This window comes from Rhizobium sp. R635 (assembly GCF_002211285.1).
Lineage (GTDB): Bacteria > Pseudomonadota > Alphaproteobacteria > Rhizobiales > Rhizobiaceae > Rhizobium.
In genome coordinates, this window is record NZ_LOKX01000034.1 from 172,124 (window position 1) to 194,398 (window position 22,275).

19 protein-coding genes and 1 pseudogene are annotated in these 22,275 nt (G+C 62.9%); 15 read left to right on the plus strand and 5 right to left on the minus strand.

Features of this window, described 5'->3' with window-relative positions; genetic code table 11:
• Positions 1-111: 111 nt before the first annotated feature.
• Positions 112-1,110, minus strand: coding sequence for a transcriptional regulator FtrA (gene ftrA, locus ATY78_RS23835; RefSeq protein ID WP_088684764.1), 999 nt, complete (start codon positions 1,108-1,110; stop codon positions 112-114).
• A gap of 69 nt (positions 1,111-1,179) precedes the next feature.
• Here ftrA and ATY78_RS23840 point away from each other — a divergent pair, with 69 nt between their 5' ends.
• From ATY78_RS23840 to ATY78_RS23850, 3 genes are all read left to right on the plus strand, one after another.
• The gene (locus tag ATY78_RS23840; protein ID WP_088684765.1) at positions 1,180-1,590 is read left to right on the plus strand and encodes a rhodanese-like domain-containing protein; all 411 of its coding nucleotides are present in this window, start codon (positions 1,180-1,182) and stop codon (positions 1,588-1,590) included.
• 158 nt (positions 1,591-1,748) lie between these two features.
• Positions 1,749-2,282: a biliverdin-producing heme oxygenase gene (locus ATY78_RS23845; protein WP_088684766.1), complete on the plus strand. Its 534-nt coding sequence runs from the start codon at positions 1,749-1,751 to the stop codon at positions 2,280-2,282.
• Positions 2,279-4,852: an HWE histidine kinase domain-containing protein gene (locus tag ATY78_RS23850; RefSeq protein WP_088684767.1), complete on the plus strand. Its 2,574-nt coding sequence runs from the start codon at positions 2,279-2,281 to the stop codon at positions 4,850-4,852. Before ATY78_RS23845 ends, ATY78_RS23850 begins: the two co-directional genes overlap by 4 nt.
• 5 nt (positions 4,853-4,857) lie before the next feature.
• Here ATY78_RS23850 and ATY78_RS23855 read toward each other — a convergent pair whose 3' ends face one another.
• The gene (locus ATY78_RS23855) at positions 4,858-5,502 is read right to left on the minus strand and encodes a TetR family transcriptional regulator C-terminal domain-containing protein (protein WP_088684768.1); all 645 of its coding nucleotides are present in this window, start codon (positions 5,500-5,502) and stop codon (positions 4,858-4,860) included.
• Between the two features lie 299 nt (positions 5,503-5,801).
• Here ATY78_RS23855 and ATY78_RS23860 point away from each other — a divergent pair, with 299 nt between their 5' ends.
• Genes ATY78_RS23860 through hydA form a run of 3 tightly spaced genes read left to right on the plus strand, consistent with a single transcriptional unit; the run spans position 5,802 to position 9,095 of the window.
• Positions 5,802-7,055 (plus strand): Zn-dependent hydrolase, encoded by a 1,254-nt coding sequence (locus ATY78_RS23860; RefSeq protein ID WP_088684769.1) that lies wholly within the window; start codon positions 5,802-5,804, stop codon positions 7,053-7,055.
• Positions 7,055-7,624, plus strand: coding sequence for an endonuclease domain-containing protein (locus ATY78_RS23865; RefSeq protein ID WP_088684770.1), 570 nt, complete (start codon positions 7,055-7,057; stop codon positions 7,622-7,624). Before ATY78_RS23860 ends, ATY78_RS23865 begins: the two co-directional genes overlap by 1 nt.
• A gap of 16 nt (positions 7,625-7,640) precedes the next feature.
• Positions 7,641-9,095, plus strand: coding sequence for a dihydropyrimidinase (gene hydA / locus ATY78_RS23870; protein WP_088684771.1), 1,455 nt, complete (start codon positions 7,641-7,643; stop codon positions 9,093-9,095).
• Between the two features lie 58 nt (positions 9,096-9,153).
• Here hydA and ATY78_RS23875 read toward each other — a convergent pair whose 3' ends face one another.
• Positions 9,154-9,567 (minus strand): cupin domain-containing protein, encoded by a 414-nt coding sequence (locus ATY78_RS23875; RefSeq protein ID WP_088684772.1) that lies wholly within the window; start codon positions 9,565-9,567, stop codon positions 9,154-9,156.
• A gap of 94 nt (positions 9,568-9,661) precedes the next feature.
• On the opposite strand from ATY78_RS23875, the gene ATY78_RS23880 reads away from it, so the two are divergent.
• From ATY78_RS23880 to ATY78_RS23915, 8 genes and pseudogenes are all read left to right on the plus strand, one after another.
• On the plus strand, positions 9,662-10,447 hold the full coding sequence (locus tag ATY78_RS23880; RefSeq protein ID WP_088684773.1) for an ABC transporter ATP-binding protein: 786 nt from the start codon (positions 9,662-9,664) through the stop codon (positions 10,445-10,447).
• A gap of 184 nt (positions 10,448-10,631) precedes the next feature.
• Positions 10,632-11,006, plus strand: a complete 375-nt coding sequence (locus tag ATY78_RS23885; RefSeq protein WP_088684774.1) for a DUF559 domain-containing protein — start codon at positions 10,632-10,634, stop codon at positions 11,004-11,006.
• Positions 11,003-11,932: an ABC transporter permease gene (locus tag ATY78_RS23890; RefSeq protein ID WP_088684775.1), complete on the plus strand. Its 930-nt coding sequence runs from the start codon at positions 11,003-11,005 to the stop codon at positions 11,930-11,932. Before ATY78_RS23885 ends, ATY78_RS23890 begins: the two co-directional genes overlap by 4 nt.
• Positions 11,929-13,056, plus strand: coding sequence for an ABC transporter permease (locus ATY78_RS23895; protein ID WP_088684776.1), 1,128 nt, complete (start codon positions 11,929-11,931; stop codon positions 13,054-13,056). The genes ATY78_RS23890 and ATY78_RS23895 overlap by 4 nt, the downstream gene beginning before the upstream one ends.
• Before the next feature lie 59 nt (positions 13,057-13,115).
• Positions 13,116-14,087: an ABC transporter substrate-binding protein gene (locus ATY78_RS23900; protein ID WP_088684777.1), complete on the plus strand. Its 972-nt coding sequence runs from the start codon at positions 13,116-13,118 to the stop codon at positions 14,085-14,087.
• A 402-nt stretch (positions 14,088-14,489) separates the two neighbouring features.
• Positions 14,490-15,680, plus strand: a complete 1,191-nt coding sequence (locus ATY78_RS23905) for an efflux RND transporter periplasmic adaptor subunit (RefSeq protein ID WP_088684778.1) — start codon at positions 14,490-14,492, stop codon at positions 15,678-15,680.
• A gap of 12 nt (positions 15,681-15,692) precedes the next feature.
• Positions 15,693-19,013, plus strand: coding sequence for an efflux RND transporter permease subunit (locus tag ATY78_RS23910; protein ID WP_088684779.1), 3,321 nt, complete (start codon positions 15,693-15,695; stop codon positions 19,011-19,013).
• A gap of 305 nt (positions 19,014-19,318) precedes the next feature.
• A pseudogene (locus tag ATY78_RS23915) lies at positions 19,319-19,495 on the plus strand (helix-turn-helix domain-containing protein); the annotation flags it as partial.
• A gap of 51 nt (positions 19,496-19,546) precedes the next feature.
• On the opposite strand, the gene ATY78_RS23920 reads toward ATY78_RS23915, so the two are convergent.
• Both ATY78_RS23920 and ATY78_RS23925 read right to left on the minus strand, forming a co-directional pair.
• The gene (locus tag ATY78_RS23920; protein ID WP_088684780.1) at positions 19,547-20,893 is read right to left on the minus strand and encodes a GAF domain-containing protein; all 1,347 of its coding nucleotides are present in this window, start codon (positions 20,891-20,893) and stop codon (positions 19,547-19,549) included.
• The gene (locus ATY78_RS23925) at positions 20,890-21,324 is read right to left on the minus strand and encodes a hypothetical protein (protein ID WP_245313624.1); all 435 of its coding nucleotides are present in this window, start codon (positions 21,322-21,324) and stop codon (positions 20,890-20,892) included. The genes ATY78_RS23920 and ATY78_RS23925 overlap by 4 nt, the downstream gene beginning before the upstream one ends.
• Positions 21,325-21,533: 209 nt before the next feature.
• On the opposite strand from ATY78_RS23925, the gene ATY78_RS23930 reads away from it, so the two are divergent.
• Complete coding sequence (locus ATY78_RS23930; protein WP_088684782.1) at positions 21,534-22,241, plus strand: hypothetical protein; 708 nt, start codon at positions 21,534-21,536, stop codon at positions 22,239-22,241.
• The last annotated feature ends 34 nt before the right edge of the window (positions 22,242-22,275 follow it).

The following is a 22,275-nucleotide window of genomic DNA, read 5'->3' on the forward strand; positions in this document are numbered from 1 at the left end:
AACCCTCTCGGGGCGTGCGGAGATAGTCGTCATCGTGGCGCTCCCTTCATCCAGAACAATAGAGAGCGCCCCTTTAGGTGAAGTCGGACATAAATGCAAGCACGACGCGCCTCAGCCACCGAATGACTTCCGATAGGCATGCGGGCTCGTGCCCAGCCGCCTGCGGAAATGGTGTCGCATCGTTGCCAGCGTGCCGAAGCCACTTGATATCGCGATGTCGTCGAGCGAGACGGCAAGTTCCTTTTCGAGCAGGTCGCGGGCATGGCGCAGCCGCTCCTTCAGCAGCCATTCGCCGACGCTGAGACCGGTCGTCGCTTCGAAGCGGCGCTGGAAGGTACGCATGCTCATGCCCGCTCTTTTGGCAAGCAGGCTGATCGGCTGTTCCTCCGAAAGGCTTTCGCGCATCCATTCGATCAGCGGGCCGAGGCGAATGCCCTCGCGCTCCTCCGGAACCGGGGCGCTGATGAATTGCGCCTGCCCGCCTTCGCGGTGCGGCGGCACGACGAGGCGGCGGGCGACGCTGTTGGCGGCCTCCGGGCCGAAATCGCCGCGCACGACATGCAGGCAGAGATCGATGCCGGCGGCACTGCCGGCCGCCGTCAGCAGGCTGCCCTCATCCATGTAGAGAACGTCGGCATCGAGCGTGATGTCGGGATAACGCGCGGCGACCGAGGCGACATAACGCCAATGCGTCGTCGCCCTGCGGTTGGCAAGCAATCCGGACGCAGCGAGAACCGCAACGCCGGAGCAGAGCGACATGATACGCGCGCCCCGCTGATGCGCTGCCAGGAGCGCCTCAGTGAGCGGTTCCGACACCGGCGCATCGATCGACCGCCAGCCGGGCACGACGATCAGGTCCGCCGCATCCAGCACCTCAAGCCCCTTGTCGACCGCGACCGTCAATCCGCCAGCGGCGCGAAGCGGCCCCGGCTCGATGCCGCAGACCGAGAAGCGATACCAGCCCTCGCCCATCTCCGGGCGCGGCAGGCCGAAGACCTCATAGGCGATGCCGAACTCGAAGGTGCAGAGCCCGTCATAGGCAAGCACTGCGACCAGCGGTCCATTCGGCTGCGGAGATGCGTTTGGCATGATCTTTACGCTGTCAGTCATGATGGCCAATTTCACAAAGCTCTAGCATCGGCGATACCAGGCGGCAATCCAGCACGAAAGGAAAGACCGATGCCAAGCCCCGTCGCCGAAATCCCTGCCGCCGCACCCGACCTCGCCGTCGCCCATTACGCCGCCAAGCTCGCCTTCGAAACCGATTGCTCGGATGTCCGCGCCGCCTTTGCCGCCGGCAAGGTCGATTTCGTTCTCCTCGACGTGCGCTCGCCGGTGCTGTTTGCACAGTCGCATGTGCCCGGCGCCATCAACCTGCCGCACGGCAAGATGACGGCGCACCGCATGTCGGAATGGGCAAGCGATACGCTCTTCGTCGTCTATTGCGCCGGCCCTCACTGCAACGGCGCCGACAAGGCCGCTCTCCGCCTCGCCAAGCTCGGCCTCCAGGCCAAGCTGATGATCGGCGGCATGACCGGCTGGGCCGACGAGGGCTTCGCCTTCGAAAGCGAAACCATCGCCGCCGAATAGGAGAAGGCTCCTTTCATCGTCGAGCAAGACAAAAGCAAAAGAGAAACCCATGTTTTTCTATGGGTTTCTCTGGAAAAGCCGAAGTTCTGCAATATATCGCTGGTTTGTCGCCCCGCTTCACCGGCATCCTGTGCCCTATGACTTAGAACACGGTCCGTATGTCCCTTCGCAGCGTGCTCCGCGCACAAACGGCAGATTGCCACGCCGAGGTCGATAAGCTCTTCGGCACTTTCGACCTTTCCATCACGGGCCAGTATAGGACATTCCTGCGCGCTCATGCCCGAGTCGTGCCATCAATCGAACATGCGCTCGAGGCGGCCGGAATCGTTCGCCTGCTGTCCGACTGGCCGGAACGAAAACGCACGCAGCAGCTCTTTGCCGACATCCGTGAACTCGGGGATCGATTGCCTGAACTCCTTCCGCCGCCGGCACTACACGGCGAAGCAGCACTCTGGGGCACCCTCTACGTCCTCGAAGGCTCCAAACTCGGCGGCGCCCTGCTCGCCAGATCCGTGCCCGATCACCTGCCCAGCCGCTATCTCACGCCGCAGGCACCGAAAGGCGCGATGCGGACCTTCATGGATCGTCTTGATGCAAGCGGCGTCGACGATTCCGCCGCCATTTCGGCCGCCCGCGGCATCTTCGATCTTTTCCTCAAGGCCGGGCAACTCGAATTGGAAGCCGTCCCATGAGCCGCGCGGGCGAACCCGTCGATCTCACCAATTGCGACCGCGAGCCGATCCACCAACTCGGCGCCATCCAGCCCTTCGGCTTCCTGCTGGCGATATCTTCGGACTGGATCGTCACGCGGGCCTCGACCAACCTCGCGGAGTTTCTCGGGGTGGAACAGGCCGACGCGCTCGGCCGTCCCGTTTCCTCCGTGATCACGCCGGAGGCGCTCCATACGATCCGCAACAAGCTGACCACGCTGCGCGGCCCCGATGTCGTCGAACGCATTTTCGACATTGCCCTGATGCCCGATCAGTCGCGCTTCGACCTTGCGGTGCACTTCAACGAAAATCAGGTCATCCTCGAAGGCGAACGCTGCCAGGAAGAGAAGCGCAACGCCCCCTCGCTCTCCATGCGCAGCATGATGTCCCGCCTCGACCAGACGGAAACGATGGAGGCTTTCTTCCGCGAGGGCGCGAGGCAGGCACGCGCGCTGACGGGCTTCGACCGGGTGATGGTCTATCGTTTCGATGAAGCCGGCTCAGGCGAGGTCGTGGCGGAAGCCGCCCGCAGCGGCATCGGCTCGTTCCTCGGTCTGCACTACCCCGCCTCCGACATTCCGGTTCAGGCGCGCGCGCTTTACCTGCGCAACCTGTTCCGCATCATCGCCGATATCGAGGCGGTGCCCGTGCCTGTTCTTCCGCAGCTCGACGAACAGGGCCAGCCGCTCGATCTCTCCATGTCGGTCCTGCGTTCGGTCTCGCCGATCCACATCGAATATCTGAAGAATATGGGGGTCGGCGCCTCGCTCTCCATATCGATCGTCGTGGACGGCAAGCTCTGGGGCCTGTTTGCCTGCCATCATTACGGCCCGCGCCTGCCTTCGGCGCAAAGCCGCTCCACCGCCGAGCTCTTCGGCCAGATGTTCGCTTCGCGCCTGGAAAGCCGCGAGCGGCGGCTGGCGCTCGATTACGAGACCAAGGCGCGCCGCATCGCCGACCGGCTTCTGACCTCCGTCGCCGACAACGCCAGCCTGCTCGACGATCCGGCCTGGCTGATCGAGGCGCTCGCCGACGCCGTTCCCGCCGACGGGATCGGCGTCTGGATCAACGGCCGGATGGCGCTTGCCGGCATCGGACCGGACGAGAGGGGCTTTTCGGCCCTCGTCCGCCATCTCAACCGCAACGCCGGCGGGCGCATCTATGCCGTGGACAGGCTTGGCGAAACCTATCCGGATATCGAGATCGACGATGCGGTGGCAGGCATGCTCGCCATACCGATCTCGCGTTCGCCGCGCGATTACGTCGTGCTGTTCCGTCAGGAACTGGTGCGCACCGTGCGCTGGGGCGGCGATCCGCACAAGCCGGTGGAATATGGCCCCAACGGGCCGCGGCTGACGCCGCGCAAGAGTTTCGAAGCCTGGTCCGAACTGGTGCGCGGCCGCTCCCTGCCCTTTACCGAGGCGGAGCGCCGGGTCGCGGAAACCATCCGCGTCACGCTGATCGAGGTGGTGCTGCGCCTCACCGACGAAGCCAGCATGGCGCGCCAGATGGCGAACGAGCGGCAGGAACTGCTGATCGCCGAGCTCAATCATCGTGTCCGCAACATATTGAGCCTCATCACCGGCATCATCCGGCAGTCGCAGACGACGTCTGTCGGCCTTGGCGACTATGTCCGCCAGCTCGAGGGCCGCATTCAATCGCTCGCCCGTGCCCATGACCAGATCACGAGGGATCACTGGGCGCCCGCTTCGCTGCGGCAATTATTATCGGCCGAAACCGCGGTCTATCTCGGAAGAAACGCGCAGCGCTTCCGGATGACCGGCGAAGACGTGCTGCTGGAGCCGCAGGCCTTTTCCACTGCCGCCCTCGTCTTCCATGAGCTGATGACCAACAGCGCCAAATACGGCAGCCTCTCCGGCGCCGGCAGCGGCACCGTCGCGCTCGGCTGGCATCGCGACGATGAAGGCAATCTGCGCATCGGCTGGCGCGAAAAGGACGGCCCGCCCGTTTCCGAGCCGAAACGCCACGGATTCGGGTCTACGATCATCCGGCGCTCCATTCCCTACGACCTCGGCGGCAAGGCCGAAGTCCGCTACATCAAGGAAGGGCTGGAAGCGGACTTCCTGATTCCGGCTCGCTACGTGAACGCCGTCGACCCAAGCCTATTGCCCGAAGCGACGCCTGCCGGCGTTGCGGAACGCAAGGCTGCTCCCGCCGACCGGGAGCCGCTTTCGGGCTTGAAGATCCTGCTGGTGGAAAACAACCTGATCATCGCCATGGACGGGGAGGATATCCTGCGCCGCCTGGGTGCCGAAGTGACGACGGCGCCCAGTGTCGCCGAGGCGATGGAGATCCTGGCCGGCCAGTCCTTCGATTTCGCGCTTCTCGATGTCAATCTGGGAGACGAGACGAGTTTTGGGATTGCCGACCGATTGGCCGCCGCAGGCGTGCCCTTCGTTTTTGCCACGGGTTATGGCGAAGGCATCGCCCAAGCCAACAGCCACTCGGGCGCGCCGGTCTTGCAGAAGCCCTATACCACCGAAGGCATCTCGGATCTCCTTGCCCGGGTGCAGCTTTCCAAGAGAGGGTAGAACGGTCAGCTGCCCTCCGGCCGCAGCCCACCGATGAAAAGCTGCTCCAAAAACCGCGCCGCATCCTCGAAGCGCCCTTCGCCGGCATGCTCCTGCCCCAGCACGGCGCGCACCTGGACGTCGAAATCCGCATAATGCTGCGTCGTCGACCAAATGGAGAAGATCAGGTGATAAGGGTCGCATTCGGCGATCTTGCCTGATTTCGTCCAGGCGCGGATGACCTCCGCCTTCTCGTCGACCAATTCCTTCAGCGGCCCCTTCAGCTCATCCTCGATATGGGGAGCGCCCTGCAGCACCTCATTGGCGAAAAGCCTGCTCTCGCGCGGAAAATCGCGCGCCATCTCCAGCTTGCGCCTGATGTAGCTGCGGATTTCCTCTTCCGGATTACCCTCGGCGTCGAAGGCGCGCAGCGGCTCCAGCCAGGTGTAGAGCACCCGGTCGATCAGCGCCCGGTGCATGGCTTCCTTGGTGCGGAAATAATAGAGCAGATTGGGCTTCGACATGCCGGCCACTTCCGCGATCTGATCGATCGTCGAGCCGCGAAAACCGCGTGCCGAAAACACGTCGAGCGCCGCCTCCAGAATCTGCTCTTCCTTCTCCTCCTGGATTCGCGTTCGCCTCAGGGTCTTCGCTGCTCTCGGAATAGCCATCGGCTATTGTTTCCCCTTGAAATTCAACTTCTTCCCTCAAGTTTCAACAGAAGCGGCCTCTGCCGTTTTCTTGAGCAACTGCCCGCATTTTTATCGGCAATTTTCGTGATTTTCGTCTTGAGCCCGGCGGTGGAAGTTGTAATGTTTACCAATCGGTCAAATATCCGCCAGATGAAAAACAAAGGCAACTGGCGATTTTCCGGCGCTCGACAAAACCAATAAGAGGCGCGGGAATTGACCACGGGAACAGGCGGGCATGCCCTTTGCATGACTGCCGCAAACAGGTGAGGGCATAAAAAATGGTGGCAGCACCAGGCGAGAACATGCGCGTCAATGGCGACCGTCTCTGGGACAGTCTCATGGACATGGCCAAGATCGGCCCCGGCGTTGCCGGCGGCAACAATCGCCAGACGCTGACGGATTCGGATGCTGAAGGCCGCAGCCTTTTCAAGACATGGTGCGACGAAGCCGGCCTGACGATGGGCGTCGACCAAATGGGCACGATGTTCGCCACCCGCCCCGGCACCGATCCCGATGCCCTGCCGGTCTATGTCGGCTCCCATCTCGACACCCAGCCGACCGGCGGCAAATATGATGGCGTTCTCGGTGTGCTTTCGGCGCTCGAAGTCGTGCGCACGATGAACGATCTCGGCATCAGGACCAAGCATCCGATTGTCGTCACCAACTGGACGAACGAGGAAGGCGCGCGCTTCGCGCCCGCCATGCTGGCGTCGGGCGTCTTTGCCGGCGTGCACAGCCTGGACTTCGCCTATAACCGCAGGGACCCCGAGGGCAACCTCTTCGGCGACGAACTGAAACGCATCGGCTGGGTCGGCGACGAAGAGGTCGGCGCCCGCAAGATGCATGCCTATTTCGAATATCATATCGAGCAGGGTCCGATCCTCGAAGCCGAGAACAAGCAGATCGGCGTCGTCACCCACTGTCAGGGGCTGTGGTGGCTGGAATTCACGCTGACCGGCAAGGAAGCCCATACCGGCTCGACGCCGATGAACATGCGCGTCAATGCCGGTCTCGCCATGTCGCGCATCCTGGAAATGGTCCAGGCTGTCGCGATGAGCGAGCAGCCGGGCGCCGTCGGCGGCGTCGGCCAGGTCTTCTTCTCGCCGAACTCCCGCAACGTGCTGCCGGGCAAGGTCGTCTTCACCGTCGACATCCGTTCGCCCGACAAGGCCAAGCTCGACCGCATGCGGGCAAAGATCGAGGCTGAGGCCCCTGGTATCTGCGACGCGCTGGGTGTCGGCTGTTCCATCGAGGCGATCGGCCATTTCGCCCCCGTCACCTTCAACGAAAAACTTGTCACCTCGGTCCGCTCCGCCGCCGAACGCCTCGGCTACACCCACATGAACCTCATCTCCGGCGCCGGCCACGATGCCTGCTGGGCCGCCAAGGTGGCGCCTGCGACGATGGTCATGTGCCCCTGCGTCGGCGGCCTCAGCCACAACGAGGCGGAAGAAATCTCCAAGGAATGGGCAACGGCAGGAGCCGACGTGCTGTTCCATGCGGTGGTTGAGACGGCGGAGATCGTGGCGTGATGTCTGCTTTCGCGCCCGGAGCCCCCTCATCCGACCCTTCGGGCCACCTTCTCCCCGCTGGGGAGAAGGGAACGGCGGACGTCGCGGCTCTCCCCTTCTCCCCTCGGGGAGAAGGTGCCCGAAGGGCGGATGAGGGGGCTCCGGGCGCGACGAAAATTATCAAACAGGACCTCCGCAAACATCGTCCGGTTAAAACCGCACAAGCGCGACAACTTCGTCAAAATGAAACCGAGGAAGAATACCACCTCTGGAGCGACCTGCGTGCCCGCCGACTGAACGGCTACAAATTCGCACGGCAAGTTCCGCTCGGCCCGTTCGTCGTCGATTTTCTCTGTCGTGAACAACGCTTGATTATCGAAATAGACGGCTTCCAGCACGCCGAAAGTATTGCCGATCAACGACGAACCGAATGGCTCAATGCCAACGGCTATTCCGTGCTGCGCTTCTGGAATCGGGAAATCTCGCGCGAACGACGCTCGGTTCTTGAAACGATCCTGGCCGCATTGCAGGGCCGACTCGAATTCAGCTCCGAATTGCCGAGCTTTTATTCGCCTGCCGAACAACGATAAAGAATAGGGAACGATCATGACCACAGTCATCAAGAACGGCACCATCGTCACGGCCGACCTCACCTATAAGGCTGACGTCAAGATCGACGGCGGCAAGATCGTCGAGATCGGTCCAAACCTCTCGGGCGACGAGACCTTGGACGCCTCCGGCTGTTACATCATGCCCGGCGGCATCGATCCGCACACCCATCTCGAAATGCCCTTCATGGGCACCTATTCCTCCGACGATTTCGAGAGCGGCACGCGCGCGGCGCTTTCCGGCGGCACGACCATGGTCGTCGATTTCGCCCTTCCCGCCCCCGGCCAGTCGCTGCTCGAAGCGCTGACCATGTGGGACAACAAATCGACGCGGGCCAATTGCGACTATTCCTTCCACATGGCGGTTACCTGGTGGAGCGAGCAGGTCTTCAAGGAGATGGAGACCATCGTCCGCGACAAGGGCATCAACACCTTCAAGCACTTCATGGCCTATAAGGGCGCGCTGATGGTCGACGATGACGAGATGTTTGCCTCGTTCCAGCGATGCGCCGAACTCGGCGCGCTGCCGTTGGTGCATGCCGAAAACGGCGACGTCGTCGCCTCGATGTCGGCAAAGCTGCTGGCCGCAGGCAATAACGGCCCCGAGGCGCATGCCTATTCCCGCCCGGCCGAAGTCGAAGGCGAGGCTACCAACCGCGCCATCATGATCGCCGACATGGCCGGCTGCCCCGTCTATATCGTCCACACTTCCTGCGAACAGGCGCACGAGGCGATCCGCCGCGCCCGCGCCAAGGGCATGCGCGTCTATGGCGAACCGCTGATCCAGCATCTGACGCTCGACGAGAGCGAATATTCCAATCCCGACTGGGATCATGCCGCCCGCCGGGTGATGTCGCCTCCCTTCCGCAACAAGCAGCATCAGGACAGCCTCTGGGCCGGTCTTGCTTCCGGCTCGCTGCAGGTGGTCGCGACCGACCATTGCGCTTTCACGACGGCGCAGAAGCGTTTCGGCGTCGGCGATTTCACCAAGATCCCGAACGGCACCGGCGGCCTCGAAGACCGCATGCCGATGCTGTGGACGAGCGGCGTCAACACCGGCCGGCTGACGATGAACGAATTCGTCGCCGTCACCTCGACCAACATCGCCAAGATCCTCAATATCTATCCGAAGAAGGGCGCGATCCTCGTCGGCGCCGACGCCGATATCGTCGTCTGGGACCCGAACCGTTCGAAGGTTATCTCGTCCAAGAGCCAGCAGTCGGCGATCGACTACAACGTCTTCGAAGGCAAGGAAGTCACCGGCCTGCCGCGCTACACGCTGACGCGCGGCGTCGTCGCGATCGAGGAAAGCACGATCAAGACCCGCGAGGGCCACGGCGAATTCGTCAGGCGCGAACCGGTGACGGCCGTCAGCAAGGCGCTGTCCACCTGGAAGGAAATCACCTCTCCGCGCAAGGTGGAACGCACGGGCATCCCGGCAACCGGCGTATGACGATGGAGCGTAACGATACGGCCATCAACGGGGGAACGACGCCTCCATGCGAATGACCTCACGCCGGCACCAGCGCGTCCAAATCAGGCAGAAGCACGACGCTTTCCTGCTCGTGCGGATCGGTGCGCGCGATGACCGCCGTGCAGGGCGTGCTGCTGAGGTTCGCCGGCATATGCGGCACGCCGGCGGGGATGTAGAACAGTTCCCCGGCATGGGTGATGACGTGATGTTCCAGCCGGTCGCCGTACCAGGTATGGGCCTCGCCGGAGAGCACGTAGATCGCCGTCTCATGCGCCTCATGCAGATGCGCCTTGGCCCGCACGCCGGGCGGGATCGTCAGGAGGTGCATGCAGATGCCCTTGGCGCCGACCGTTTCGGCCGCGATCCCTTCGAAATAGCTGAGCCCCTGCTTGCCGTCATAAGCGTGATTGGGGCGAACGATGTGGCAGGTGGGCTTTGATGTCGCGTCCATTCTCTTCCTCCATGAATTGTGCCGCCGGCAGGGCCTGCGGCAATGGTACCATGCAATCCGCCTTCCGGCGGCGAAAACAAGATCGGTCGCATTGATGCAAGCACCCTCCGTCGTATCCGCCAAGGACCTCTGTCTCACCTACCAGGCGAATGACGGCCCGGTGCAGGCGCTGAGCGATGTCAATCTCGATGTGCGCAAGGGCGATTTCGTCTCGTTCATCGGCCCGTCCGGCTGCGGCAAGACGACCTTCCTGCGGGTCATCGCCGATCTCGAAAAGAGCACGTCGGGCGAGATTCTGATCAACGGCATGACGCCGGAGCAGGCCCGCAAGGCCCGCGCCTACGGCTATGTCTTCCAGGCGCCGGCGCTCTATCCCTGGCGCACCATCGAAAACAACATCGCCCTGCCGCTGGAGATCATGGGTTATGGCGGCGCCGACCGGACGAGGCGGATCGCCGAAGCGCTCGACCTCGTCGGCCTCTCCGGCTTCGAGAAGAAATTCCCCTGGCAGCTTTCCGGCGGCATGCAGCAGCGCGCCTCGATCGCCCGCGCGCTCGCGTTCGACGCCGACCTGCTGCTGATGGACGAGCCCTTCGGCGCATTGGACGAAATCGTCCGCGACCATCTGAACGAAGAGCTGCTGAAGCTCTGGGCCCGCACCAACAAGACGATCTGCTTCGTCACCCACTCCATTCCCGAGGCCGTCTACCTCTCGACCAAGATCGTGGTGATGTCGCCACGCCCGGGCCGCGTCACCGACGTGATCGACTCGCCCCTGCCGGCCGAACGCCCGCTCGACATCCGCGACACCCCCGAATTCCTGGAAATCGCCCATCGCGTCCGCGAGGGGCTGAGGACGGGGCATAGCCATGAGGTTTAGGCGCGTGTTGTTGGAAAAGACCCCTCCCCAACCCCTCCCCACAAGGGGGAGGGGCTTTGGCGCTCGCAGCAATCCCTCATCTTCTGACGCAACGCTACAACAAGCTGTGACCTTGCTATGGAAGACAAAGCGGGCCGCAGGCTTGCCCCTCCCCCTTGTGGGGAGGGGTTGGGGAGGGGTTTAGATGCCACATTCCAACATCACCCCTAAAACCCGCGAAAGGGCAAAACGCCTCCGCCGTGAACTCACAAAGGCAGAGGCCGCGATGTGGCTTCGCGATCTCAGGCCCTACGGTGCCCGGTTCCGGCGCGAAACGCCGATCGGCCCCTATATCGCTGATTTTGCCTGGCTGTCGGCACGTCTCATCGTCGAAGTTGACGGCGACAGCCACGAAACGACCGCCGGTCGCCGGCATGATCTCGCCCGGGACGCATTTTTGCGCAACCAAGGTTTCGACGTGCTCCGCTTCGACAATGCCCAAGTGCTTGATGGACCTGACTACGTATTCATCACCATCGAGAAACATGCCGCTCCATTCTTGAGGGAGCGTGCAGCATGAAACCAGACACCTTCAAGGACAAGATCGTCCCCGTCACCACCATCCTGCTCGCCCTCATCGCCATCTGGTATGTCGCTGCCGTGCTGATGAACGCGCCCTTCCAGCGCGACATGGACAGCCGCGCCGGCGTCACGCCCACGACGATGGAATTCGTCGGCAAGACGCTCGCGCAGCCGAAGCCGATCCTGCCGGCGCCGCATCAGGTCGCACAGAACGTCTATGAGAACACGTTCCTGCGCAGCCTTTCGAGCAATCGCAGCCTCGTCTATCACAGCTGGGTGACGCTCTCCTCCACCCTGCTCGGCTTCGGTTTCGGCATGCTGCTCGGCATTCTTCTTGCCGTGCTGATCGTCCACAACCGCGCCATGGACCGCTCGCTGATGCCCTGGCTGGTGGCCAGCCAGACGATACCGATCCTCGCCATCGCGCCGATGATCGTCATCATCTCCTACAATGTGCTGACCGGCGATAATGCGCTGGCGCATCTGCTGAACCTCGATTCCGATGCCTCCCGCCTCGTCTCCAAGGCGCTGATCTCCACCTACCTCTCCTTCTTCCCCGTCGCCGTCGGCATGGTGAAGGGGCTGCGGTCGCCCGAAATCATGTATCTCGACCTCATGCGCACCTATAATGCCAGCCCCGTGCAGACCTTCTGGAAGCTGCGCGTTCCGGCCTCGATCCCCTTCCTCTTCACCTCGATGAAAGTGGCGATCGCCGCAAGTCTCGTCGGCGCCATCGTCGGCGAACTGCCGACCGGCGCCGTTGCCGGAATCGGCTCGAAGCTGCTCGCCGGCTCCTATTACAGCCAGACCATCGATATCTGGGCGGCCCTCGTCGCCGGCTCGCTGCTTGCGGGCATCCTGGTTGCGATCGTCGGCCTTGCGGCGAAGATCGTCGACCGCGCCATGGGCGGGAGGCCGGCATGAAACATCTGACTTTCTCCTGGCAGGCGACGGCCGCCCTGCTTCTCTGTCTCGCGGCTCTGATGGCCCTGCCGCTTCTGGCCGAGGGCGCGGCCCACCCCTTGAACGACGGCACCGTGAGCCTGATTTTCATCATCGTCGCGGCGGCGGCTCTCTTGTCCTTTGCTCCGCAGCCGCCGGCCTACCGCGCCACCGTGCTGTTCATCGGTGCCCATGGCGCCGCCTGGATGCTGCTTTCGGCTCTTTCCGGCAACGAGGCGACGGCAACGCGGGCTTTCTTCCTGCTGCTCTTCGCCTCCTGGCTGCTTGCCTGGCGATGCGTTACGGAACTGTCGAAACTGCAGCCGTCGACCACCTTCGGCAAGTCGGCGCTCCAGCTCTTGATCCCGGCAATCTTCGGCGCCTGGATCCTCATCCTCTGGGAGGCGATCACGCGTGGCGCCGGCGTCCCCTTCATCCTGCTGCCGCCGCCGAGCGCCATCGGCACGCGCATCATGGCCTCTTTGCCCATCCTCGGCGACGACGTCAGGCAGACGATCTTCAAGGCGGTGCTGATCGGTTATATCGTCGGCTGCCTGAGCGGCTTCGTCGTCGCGGTGCTGGCCGACCGCATCGCCTTCCTGCGCCGAGGCCTCCTGCCGATCGGCAACATGGTATCGGCCCTGCCGATCATCGGCATCGCCCCGGTCATGGTCATGTGGTTCGGCTTCGACTGGCCGTCCAAGGCCGCCGTCGTCATCATCATGACCTTCTTCCCGATGCTGGTGAACACCGTCGCCGGCCTTGCCGCCTCCGGCAGCATGGAGCGCGACCTGATGCGCACCTATGCATCGAGCGACTGGCAGACGCTGCTCAAGCTCAAGCTTCCGGCAGCCATGCCCTTCATTTTCAACGCACTGAAGATCAACTCGACGCTGGCGCTGATTGGTGCCATCGTTGCGGAATTCTTCGGGACGCCGATCGTCGGCATGGGCTTCCGCATCTCCACCGAGATCGGCCGCATGAATGTCGATATGGTCTGGGCGGAAATCGCCGTCGCGGCGCTGGCCGGCTCGATCTTCTACGGCGTCATCGCCCTGACCGAACGGGCGGTGACGTTCTGGCATCCGTCTATCCGTGGTGGCTAGGCGCGCACGGGCTTCGCAAATGGGGTCCGGGCATAACTTCAGAGGGTAAGGACAAGAAAATGAAAAAATTGATGGTTGCAATGATGGCAAGCGCGATGTCGCTGGCCGCAGCCCATGCGATGGCTGCCGACAAGGTGGTTCTGCAGTTGAAGTGGGTCACGCAGGGCCAGTTCGGCGGTTACTATGTCGCCAAGGACAAGGGCTTTTACAAAGAGGAAGGCCTCGACGTCGAGATCAAGCCGGGCGGCCCCGATATCGCTCCCGAGCAGGTGATCGCCGGCGGCGGCGCCGATGTCATCGTCGACTGGATGGGCGGCGCGCTGGTTGCCCGCGAAAAGGGCGTTCCGCTCGTCAACATCGCCCAGCCCTACCAGAAGTCCGGCCTGGAAATGATCTGCCGCAAGGACGGCCCTGTCAAAACCGAAGCCGACTTCAAGGGCCACACGCTCGGCGTCTGGTTCTTCGGCAACGAATATCCCTTCTTCGCCTGGATGAACAAGCTCGGCCTCTCCACGGACGGCGGCGCAAACGGCGTCACCGTGCTGAAGCAGAGCTTCGACGTGCAGCCGCTCGTCCAGAAGCAGGCCGATTGCATCTCCGTCATGACCTATAACGAATATTGGCAGGCGATCGATGCCGGCTTCAAGCCGGAAGAACTGACGGTCTTCAACTACACCGAGATGGGCAACGACCTGCTGGAAGACGGCCTCTACGCCATGGAGGACAAGCTGAAGGACCCGGCCTTCAAGGAAAAGATGGTCAAGTTCGTCCGCGCCTCGATGAAGGGCTGGAAATACGCGACCGAAAACCCCGATGAAGCCGCCGAGATCGTCATGGACAATGGCGGCCAGGACGAGAACCACCAGAAGCGCATGATGGGCGAAGTCGCCAAGCTGGTCGGCGACGGCTCCGGCAAGCTGGACGAAGCGCTCTATGCCCGCACGGCAAAGGCGCTGCTCGACCAGAAGATCATCAGCAAGGAGCCCTCGGGCGCCTGGACGCACGAGATCACCGACGCCGCTTCCAAGTAAGCACGGCAGGATACGAAGCGAAACGCGCGGGAGAGATTTTCCGCGCGTTTCTCGTTTCTTGCCAATGAAATGAAAAAACGCGTCGTCGCTGTCGCATTTATTCGGCGTCAAACGTCATTGGGAGAGAAGCGGCATCAATCATCGTCATGTTCGCATAATCCGGCGATGATTGATTCAGGTTCTGATGGTAATTATTATCGGCTCATGGGGAATTGTTTTCTGCCGGGCTTGCATATCGAGCAAATCGATACCAACTAGAAGCCGATTTGCCGGCGAGGGATGAAGGCGGCAAATGATGTGTGGATACCCCTGAGAATGCAGTAAAGGCAGTGGCCTGGTCGCGAGCTGAAATGACAGACGCGCGAGTTCGGCTAACCTTGTGACGAGATTGGACCAAGACGCATGGCACGCAAGCCGAATGGAATTCTAGGCGTATCCATCCTTTTCGCAGCGTTCCTCGCTGCATCCACCGCGTTTTCGCAGGAAGCGCCGGTGGCGCAGCCACAGCAGAACCTGCCGGCGATCGTCGTCACCACGGCTGTCAATCGCACCCTCGTCGACCGTGTCATCGGTACGGGAACGGTCAGGCCCGTCGAGGAAGTCTATATCCAGCCTCAGGTCGAAGGCCTGTCGATCCGCGTGCTGAAGGCCGATGTCGGCGACAAGGTTCAGGCCGAAAGCACACTGGCGACGCTGAACGACGACGCACTGGTCCTGGAGAAGAGCCAGATGATGGCGACGAAGGCCAAGGGCGAGGCAAGTCTCGCCCAGCTGCGCGCCCAGCTCATCGAAGCGCAGGCCAATGCCGAACAGGCAAGGCAGCAGCAGGCCCGCTCCCAGGAAATGGGCAAGAAGGGCACCGTTTCCACCGCCCAGGTCGAACAGGCCGATGCGACCGCCGCCGCCGCCAATGCCCGCGTCGTCTCCGCCGAACAGGCGATCGAGGTCGCCGAAGCCGATCTCAAGGTCTTCGATAGCCAGATCGCCGATGCGGATCTGAAACTCGCGCGCACCGATGTAAAGACGCCGGTTGCCGGCACGATCGCGGCAAAGAACGCCAAGGTCGGCGCCATCGCCGCCGGCACCGGCGATCCGCTGTTCACCATCATCCGCGACGGCGATATCGAGCTCGTGGCCGAAGTCGCCGAAAGCGACATCGTCCGGATCATGGCCGGCCAGAAGGCGACGATCTCGCTTTCCGGCAGCCGCGAAAAGCTTTCCGGCGCCGTGCGCCTGGTGTCTCCGACCGTCGATCCGACGACCCGGCTCGGCCTCGTCCATATCTCGATCGACGACGACAGCAAGGCGCGTTCCGGCATGTATGGCAGCGCCGAAATCATCGTCCGCGAGACCGAGGGCGTATCGCTGCCTTTGACCGCGGTGCTGACGGGCAATGAAGGCTCGTCGGCCCGCAAGGTCGAGGATGGCGTGGTGAAATTCGCCAAGATCGAGACCGGCATCCAGGACGGCGGCTATGTCGAGATCGTCAAGGGATTGAAGAGCGGCGACGAGGTCGTCGCCAAGGCGGGCGCCTATGTCCGCGATGGCGACCGCATCACGCCGGTGCGTGAACAGCCAGCGGCTTCCAACTAAAGAGACCATCCGATGAATTTTTCAGCCTGGTCCATTCGAAATCCCATCGCGCCGCTCCTGGCCTTCTGCCTGCTGATCTTCATCGGCATGCAGTCGTTCAACAAGCTGCCGATCACGCGCTTCCCCAACATCGACGTGCCGCTCGTCTCGATCAGCGTGACGCAGAGCGGCGCTTCGCCGGCCGAACTCGAAATGCAGGTAACGAAGGAGATCGAAGATGCGATCGCCTCCATCACCGGCATCGATGAAATCCAGTCGACAGTGACGGACGGCAGTTCGCAGACCAACGTCATGTTCCGCATGGAAGTGCCGACGGAACAGGCCGTGCAGGACGTCAAGGATGCGATCGACCGCATCCGCAGCGATCTGCCGGCGACGGCCGAAGCACCGATCGTCACCAAGGTCGATGTCGAGGGCCAGGCGATCCAGACCTTCGCCGTTTCCTCGCCCGACATGTCGCTCGAAGAACTCTCCTGGTTCGTCGACGATACGATCAAGCGCGCCCTGCAGGGCCAGGCCGGCATCGGCCGCGTCGACCGTTACGGCGGCGCGGAGCGCGAAGTGCGCATCGAGCTCACCCCCGGCAAGCTCGACGCTTACGGCATCACCGCCGCAAGCGTGAACCAGCAATTGCGCGGCACCAACGTCGATCTCGGCTCCGGCCGCGGCCAGGTGGCAGGCAGCGAGCAGGCGATCCGCGTTCTCGGCGACGCCCGCAACGTCGCCGAACTTGCAGACACGACGATTGCGCTGCCGAACGGTCGCTTCGTCAAGCTGTCGGATCTCGGCGTCATCAAGGACACTTACGAGGAGCCGAAATCCTTCTCGCGCTTCAACGATACCCCCGTCGTCACCTTCGGCGTCTTCCGCTCGAAGGGCGCCAGCGAAGTCAGCGTCGCCGAAACCGTGGCGCAGAGCCTCGACAAGGTGCGGGGCGAAAATCCGAACGTGAAGATCGAGATGATCGACGATTCGGTCTATTTCACCTACGGCAACTACGAAGCCGCCATCCACACGCTGCTGGAAGGCGCGCTGCTCGCCGTCATCGTCGTCCTCTTGTTCCTGAGAAACTGGCGCGCGACCCTGATCTCGGCGATCGCCTTGCCGCTCTCCGCGATCCCGACCTTCTGGGTCATGGATATGATGGGCTTCTCGCTGAACCTCGTCAGCTTCCTCGCCTTGACGCTCGCGACAGGTATCCTCGTCGACGACGCCATCGTGGAAATCGAAAACATCGCCCGCCACATCAAGATGGGCAAGACGCCTTATCGGGCGGCGATCGAGGCGGCTGACGAAATCGGCCTCGCCGTCATCGCCACGACCTTCACGATCATCGCGGTCTTCGTGCCGGTTTCCTTCATGCCGGGCATTCCGGGCCAATACTTCATCCAGTTCGGCCTGACCGTCGCCTTCTCCGTCTTCTTCTCGCTGATGGTGGCGCGCCTCATCACCCCGATGATGGCCGCCTATCTCATGCGCGCCGAAGACGGCATGGAAGACCATCACGACAATGATAGCCTGCTGATGAAGGGTTACACCCGCCTGATACGCGGCACGACCGGGCACAAATATTCGCGATACCTGACGCTGCTCGCCGCGATCGGCTTCCTCGTCGGCTCCGTTTTCCTGCTGATGAAGGTTCCCGGCAGCTTCCTGCCGCCGGAAGACGCCTCGCGCATCGTTCTCTCCGTCGAGCTGCCGCCCAATGCCCGGCTCGACGACACCGAAAAGACGACCGATGCAATCTATGACAGGGTCAAGGACATCAACGGCGTCGAAAGCGTCTTCGTCCTCGGCGGTGCGTCGCCGAAGGGCGACCTCGAGCTGCGCCGCGCGACCATCACGCTCGCGCTCCACAAGCTCGACCAGTCGCTGGTCAAGAAGGTAGTCAACGACGTGCTCGGCGATATCCCCATCATCGGGCCGATGCTGCCGAAGGTGGAAGTCCACGGCCGTGAACGCCCGCAATGGGACATCGAAAAGGAAGTCTTCGCCAAGCTGCGCGACATTCCCGACGTCCATATCCTGAAGCTCAACGACCGCGGCGAACGCGACCTCTCCTTCAACTTCCTTTCCAAGAACGAGAAGGACCTGAACGACGCCGTCGGCATTCTGGAATCGAAACTCCGCGCCGATCCGCTGCTCGCCAATGTCAGCGCCGACGGCGCCCTGCCCCGTCCGGAACTGCAGGTCTACCCGCGCAAGGACGAGGCCGCCCGCCTCGGCATCACGCCGCAGCAGATCTCCGAGACGATCCGCGTCGCCACCATCGGCGATGTCGATGCGGCTCTCGCCAAGATCTCGCTCGACGATCGCCAGATCCCGATCCGCGTCCAGGCCGCGCTCGACATGCGCCGCGACCTTGCGGCCATCCGGGCGCTGAAGATCCAGACCGCCAGCGGCGGCACCGTCCCGCTCTCGAGCGTCGCCAATATCGATTATTCGGAAGGCGTAAGCTCGATCAAGCGCAACAATCGCTACCGCGTCGTCTCGATCGGTTCCGACCTGCCGCAGGGCGTGGCGCTCGATACGGCCTCGGCCCGGTTCCGGCAGATCGTCAACGACGCCAAGATCCCGGCGACGGTGCATCTTGCCGAAAGCGGCGATACCAAGGTGCAGACCGAGATGCAGCAGAGCTTCGTCAACGCCATGTTGATGGGCTTGCTGCTGGTGCTGACGGTGCTGATCCTGCTCTTCAAGGACGTGATCCAGCCCTTCACCATCCTGTTCTCGCTGCCGCTTGCCATCGGCGGCGTCGCGGCCGGCCTGATCATCACCAGCAACCCGCTGTCCATGCCTGTCATGATCGGCATTCTGATGCTGATGGGCATCGTCACCAAGAACGCCATCCTGCTCGTGGATTTCGCGATCGAGATGCGCCATCAGGGCATGCCCCGGGTGGAAGCCATGGTCGAAGCCGGCCGCAAGCGCGCCCGGCCGATCATCATGACTTCGATCGCCATGTCGGCCGGCATGCTGCCGTCGGCGCTCGGCGTCGGCGAAGGCGGCTCGTTCCGCGCGCCGATGGCAATCGCCGTGATCGGCGGCATCATCGTCTCCACCGTGCTGTCGCTCGTCGTCGTGCCCTCCTTCTTCCTGATCATGGACGATCTCTCCCGCCTGCTCGGCTGGATGTTCGGCCGCCTGGTCGGCAGAAAGGACCAGGAAGACCTGCCGCTGTCGCGCGAGGATCTCACCCGCGTGACCCGCGAGAACAGCAGCGATATCGACGCGCTGGACGAGCGCCTGACCGCGATCGAAAAGCCGGAAAGCAAGCGCAAGAGCGCTAAAGACACTAATGTGCTGCGCCTGCCGCCCTTCGCGGCGGAGTAAGCAAAGCCGAGTAATCGAACGGGTCGAGACGATCTCCCGGCCCGTTTCGTTTTATCGATCATCTCCGCATTTGAGCGAAATCAATCCCGCCGCTTTCTCTTTCCCTTGTCTTAGCCGGCATGCACGGGAAATCGGAACGACACGCTATCGCCGGAGGATGGAGAGAACGCCGACTTTCGGCGCGCGTGAAATGACCATGCTTGCCGGGGCTGACATCATGGCTGGGCTCAGTCATGACGAAGTCGCAGCCTTGCGTGCCTGCGCCACCGTCCGCCTTTGCGATCCGCACGAGATCCTTTTTCGAGGAGGGTGAGAAGGCCGCCTCGCTGCGACTGCCCTTTCCGAAAGACTTGCTTGCCCGTAAGCTCGGCCTGGCTCCGGAAGCGCTCTCGCGGGCCTTTTCGACATTGAAGACGGCAGGGGTCACCGTGCGCGGCCGGGCCATCGCAATCAGCAACGTCGATGTGCTGCGGCAGGTCTGACCATCAGAGCATGATGCCGAAAACTGTGAGCGGATGGGAAGCCTGCCGTGGTCAGTCTTCCACCACCTCAATCTCGGGACGGCCGGCAAGGATGAGCCGCAGGCGGCCGCGGTCGGCGCGCTCGAGCATGATCGGGCCTGCCTTTTCCTCCAGTCGTCGGCGCAGCAAGATCAGCCGAGTCTCCAGATTGTCCTTGAAATCCGGCAGTTGCAGGCGCCGGTCGCGGCGGACCTCGCGGTTGAGAAAATCCTGCTTGCCGCTACGCACATAGTCCTCGAGGAAATGCAGGAGCAGCCGCCCCGGCACGCCGCGGATGAGATAGTCATCATCGACGAAGAGCGAGCCGTCGCGCGGATAGAAGCGCACGGCGATGCGCCGGCCGGCGGGCACGCTGTCGGCCTGGCCAGCGTATGCATCAACCTTTTCGCGCCCGTTTGTCTCCGCCCGCTCGCGTTCCTCCGAAAGGAAGGAGAGCGCGGTCGCCAGATGCGCTGCGATGGCGATCAGCGCCTCCTCGTCGCGATGGCGGAAGGTGAACCGCTCTGTCGATTCCGAAAACAGCACGCCGACGAGCCTTCCCCGCGCGACGAGCGGCAGCGCAATCTGGCTGAGCGGCTTGTCGAGCATCGGAAGGGGGATCGGCGCCGCATCCTCGACGCCCGCCATGGCCCGCACCGCCTGGATGTAGCGCTGGCCGCGACTCAAGTCGGTGATTCGCATATTGCGCCGCCGCTCGGCCGCAAGCCCGATAATGCCGCATCCAGCCGGAACCTCGGCGCCGAAGCCGAACTGGTCGTAGCCGCGGCTGGCGATCGTCGTCAGCCCGCCGCGTTCGCCGTCCGGCACCAGCACCATGGAATGGTTATAGCCGAAGAGCTTGCCGAGACCCTCAAGCGTCACGTCAAGCAACGTTTCCGGATCGCTGCAGTCCGACATCCGTGTCGTCAGCCTTGCCACCTTGCCCATCAGGTCGGGCAGAAAGAGTGGCTCCGGCTCTACCAGCGGATTGGCGGCCGGCACGGCCCGGCAGTCCTCCACCCGGTAGATGTCGACGGCGCGCAACCTCATAATCCCGCTCAACCGGCTTTCCAGGATTGCCAGATGGACCGCCACACGCTCGAATATCTCGCCCTCCGTCTCGGAACGCAGGAATACCAGGTCGAGCACGTGTTGCTGGCCGCTATAGCCGTCGACCACCATCACGGTCGCAAGCCCGTTGCGCGCCACATTGGCAGCGGTCTTGGAGAAGAACTGGTCGGATAGCGCGACATGCGTCTCGTCGACGTAATGCACGTGCGAGAGATAGGAAATATTGGGCATTCCGTCTGCATCGGCGGTGGCGATGATGGAGGGAATGACTCCCTCGAAACTGTCGCGCAGCCCTTCGAGCGGGATCATGCGGCAGTTTCCGGCGTCAGCCTGCGCCCCGCGCCCGGCCCCGGCGTCTGCTCGAAGATCGCCTGCGGCTCGATCGTCAGGCAGACGAGCTCCCGGTCCGACAGTGTGCTGGAGAGCTGCATGCGGGTGACACCAAGCGCCATCATCCGCGCGAGCTGTTCTGCGACATAGGCCTTGCCCCGTGCCCGGTGGGCCTCATCCGCCAGCCCCGCCGCGAGGATCCGGCCCTTGATCTGGCAGGCTTTGTAATCGGCGGCCCGCACATAGGTCATGGCAATCGGCCGGCCCACCAGCGCCTCGCCCACGGCATCAGGCCATTGGCTGCGGGAGGCCAGAAAGTGCAAATGCCCGCTCTGCCGGTCGACGCACACGCCCGAGCCGCGGCCGATCATCGGCCGGCCGGCCTCGTCGCGCGTCGCGAACAGGATCATGACGGGACTCTCTATAAATTCCGCAAGTTCCGGCCCCAGCAATGCTTGTCCCCCCGATGTCAGGCGATGATAGTTAGTTAGGATATTCTTAGCAATCGTTCCAAGTGCTTAGGATGGTTTTAGGAAGCGCTTCGCAGAGGCCTCGGTTATCTCACTGCTATCAGCCCGGCGCACATGGAGAGGCGCCGGCCAACGAGAGGAAAACCATCATGAGCCATGAATTCTCGCTTACCAGCATCCCCGATCTCAACGGCCGTTACGACATCTATGGCGCAATACACAAGGGCCTGCGCAAGGCCGGCTGCGACTTGCTCGGACGCCTCGGCACGGCCGATTTCCAGAATGTCGAGGAGACGGTCTTCCTGATCGGCGACCTGCGCCATTATCTGATGCTTGCCGCCTCCCACGTCAGTCACGAGGATGACCACATCCATGTGGCGCTCGCCGCCAAATGCGTCTCGACCGTCACGCTGGACGAGCAGCACGACGACCACCGCACCGCCTTCCGCGAGCTGGAAGAATTGATCGTGGCCTGGGAAAAGGCCTGGCCGCTGCACAAGTCCGCCTGCGGCCGCAAGCTCTATCTCGCCTTTGCTGCCTACATCGCCGACGATTTCGCACATATGCACGAGGAGGAGGCGGTGACCGGCCCTCTTCTGTGGCGCTACTTCAACGACGAGGAAATACTCGGCATCGAGATGAACATCATCGGCTCCCTGCCGCCGGAAAAGAGCATGGCTTTCATGCGCATCATGATTCCGGCGATCAATCCGGCGGAGCGTGCGGCACTCTTGGGCGGCATGAAGAAGAATGCGCCGCCGGAAATCTTCCAAGCCGTCATTGACTTCGCCGTCCGTCCCGGACTTTCGGCCGGCGACTTCGCCAAGCTTGCCGACGCGCTGAAGCTGGCCGCCTGAAAAGGTTGCTGCGTGCGGAGGATCGAGGCTCCGC

Coding starts and splice junctions, on each gene's coding strand:
- ftrA (WP_088684764.1), bottom strand. CDS start 1,110: ATGACTGACAGCGTAAAGATCATGCCAAACGCATCTCCGCAGCCGAAT.
- ATY78_RS23840 (WP_088684765.1), top strand. CDS start 1,180: ATGCCAAGCCCCGTCGCCGAAATCCCTGCCGCCGCACCCGACCTCGCC.
- ATY78_RS23845 (WP_088684766.1), top strand. CDS start 1,749: ATGTCCCTTCGCAGCGTGCTCCGCGCACAAACGGCAGATTGCCACGCC.
- ATY78_RS23850 (WP_088684767.1), top strand. CDS start 2,279: ATGAGCCGCGCGGGCGAACCCGTCGATCTCACCAATTGCGACCGCGAG.
- ATY78_RS23855 (WP_088684768.1), bottom strand. CDS start 5,502: ATGGCTATTCCGAGAGCAGCGAAGACCCTGAGGCGAACGCGAATCCAG.
- ATY78_RS23860 (WP_088684769.1), top strand. CDS start 5,802: ATGGTGGCAGCACCAGGCGAGAACATGCGCGTCAATGGCGACCGTCTC.
- ATY78_RS23865 (WP_088684770.1), top strand. CDS start 7,055: ATGTCTGCTTTCGCGCCCGGAGCCCCCTCATCCGACCCTTCGGGCCAC.
- hydA (WP_088684771.1), top strand. CDS start 7,641: ATGACCACAGTCATCAAGAACGGCACCATCGTCACGGCCGACCTCACC.
- ATY78_RS23875 (WP_088684772.1), bottom strand. CDS start 9,567: ATGGACGCGACATCAAAGCCCACCTGCCACATCGTTCGCCCCAATCAC.
- ATY78_RS23880 (WP_088684773.1), top strand. CDS start 9,662: ATGCAAGCACCCTCCGTCGTATCCGCCAAGGACCTCTGTCTCACCTAC.
- ATY78_RS23885 (WP_088684774.1), top strand. CDS start 10,632: ATGCCACATTCCAACATCACCCCTAAAACCCGCGAAAGGGCAAAACGC.
- ATY78_RS23890 (WP_088684775.1), top strand. CDS start 11,003: ATGAAACCAGACACCTTCAAGGACAAGATCGTCCCCGTCACCACCATC.
- ATY78_RS23895 (WP_088684776.1), top strand. CDS start 11,929: ATGAAACATCTGACTTTCTCCTGGCAGGCGACGGCCGCCCTGCTTCTC.
- ATY78_RS23900 (WP_088684777.1), top strand. CDS start 13,116: ATGAAAAAATTGATGGTTGCAATGATGGCAAGCGCGATGTCGCTGGCC.
- ATY78_RS23905 (WP_088684778.1), top strand. CDS start 14,490: ATGGCACGCAAGCCGAATGGAATTCTAGGCGTATCCATCCTTTTCGCA.
- ATY78_RS23910 (WP_088684779.1), top strand. CDS start 15,693: ATGAATTTTTCAGCCTGGTCCATTCGAAATCCCATCGCGCCGCTCCTG.
- ATY78_RS23920 (WP_088684780.1), bottom strand. CDS start 20,893: ATGATCCCGCTCGAAGGGCTGCGCGACAGTTTCGAGGGAGTCATTCCC.
- ATY78_RS23925 (WP_245313624.1), bottom strand. CDS start 21,324: ATGATCCTGTTCGCGACGCGCGACGAGGCCGGCCGGCCGATGATCGGC.
- ATY78_RS23930 (WP_088684782.1), top strand. CDS start 21,534: ATGAGCCATGAATTCTCGCTTACCAGCATCCCCGATCTCAACGGCCGT.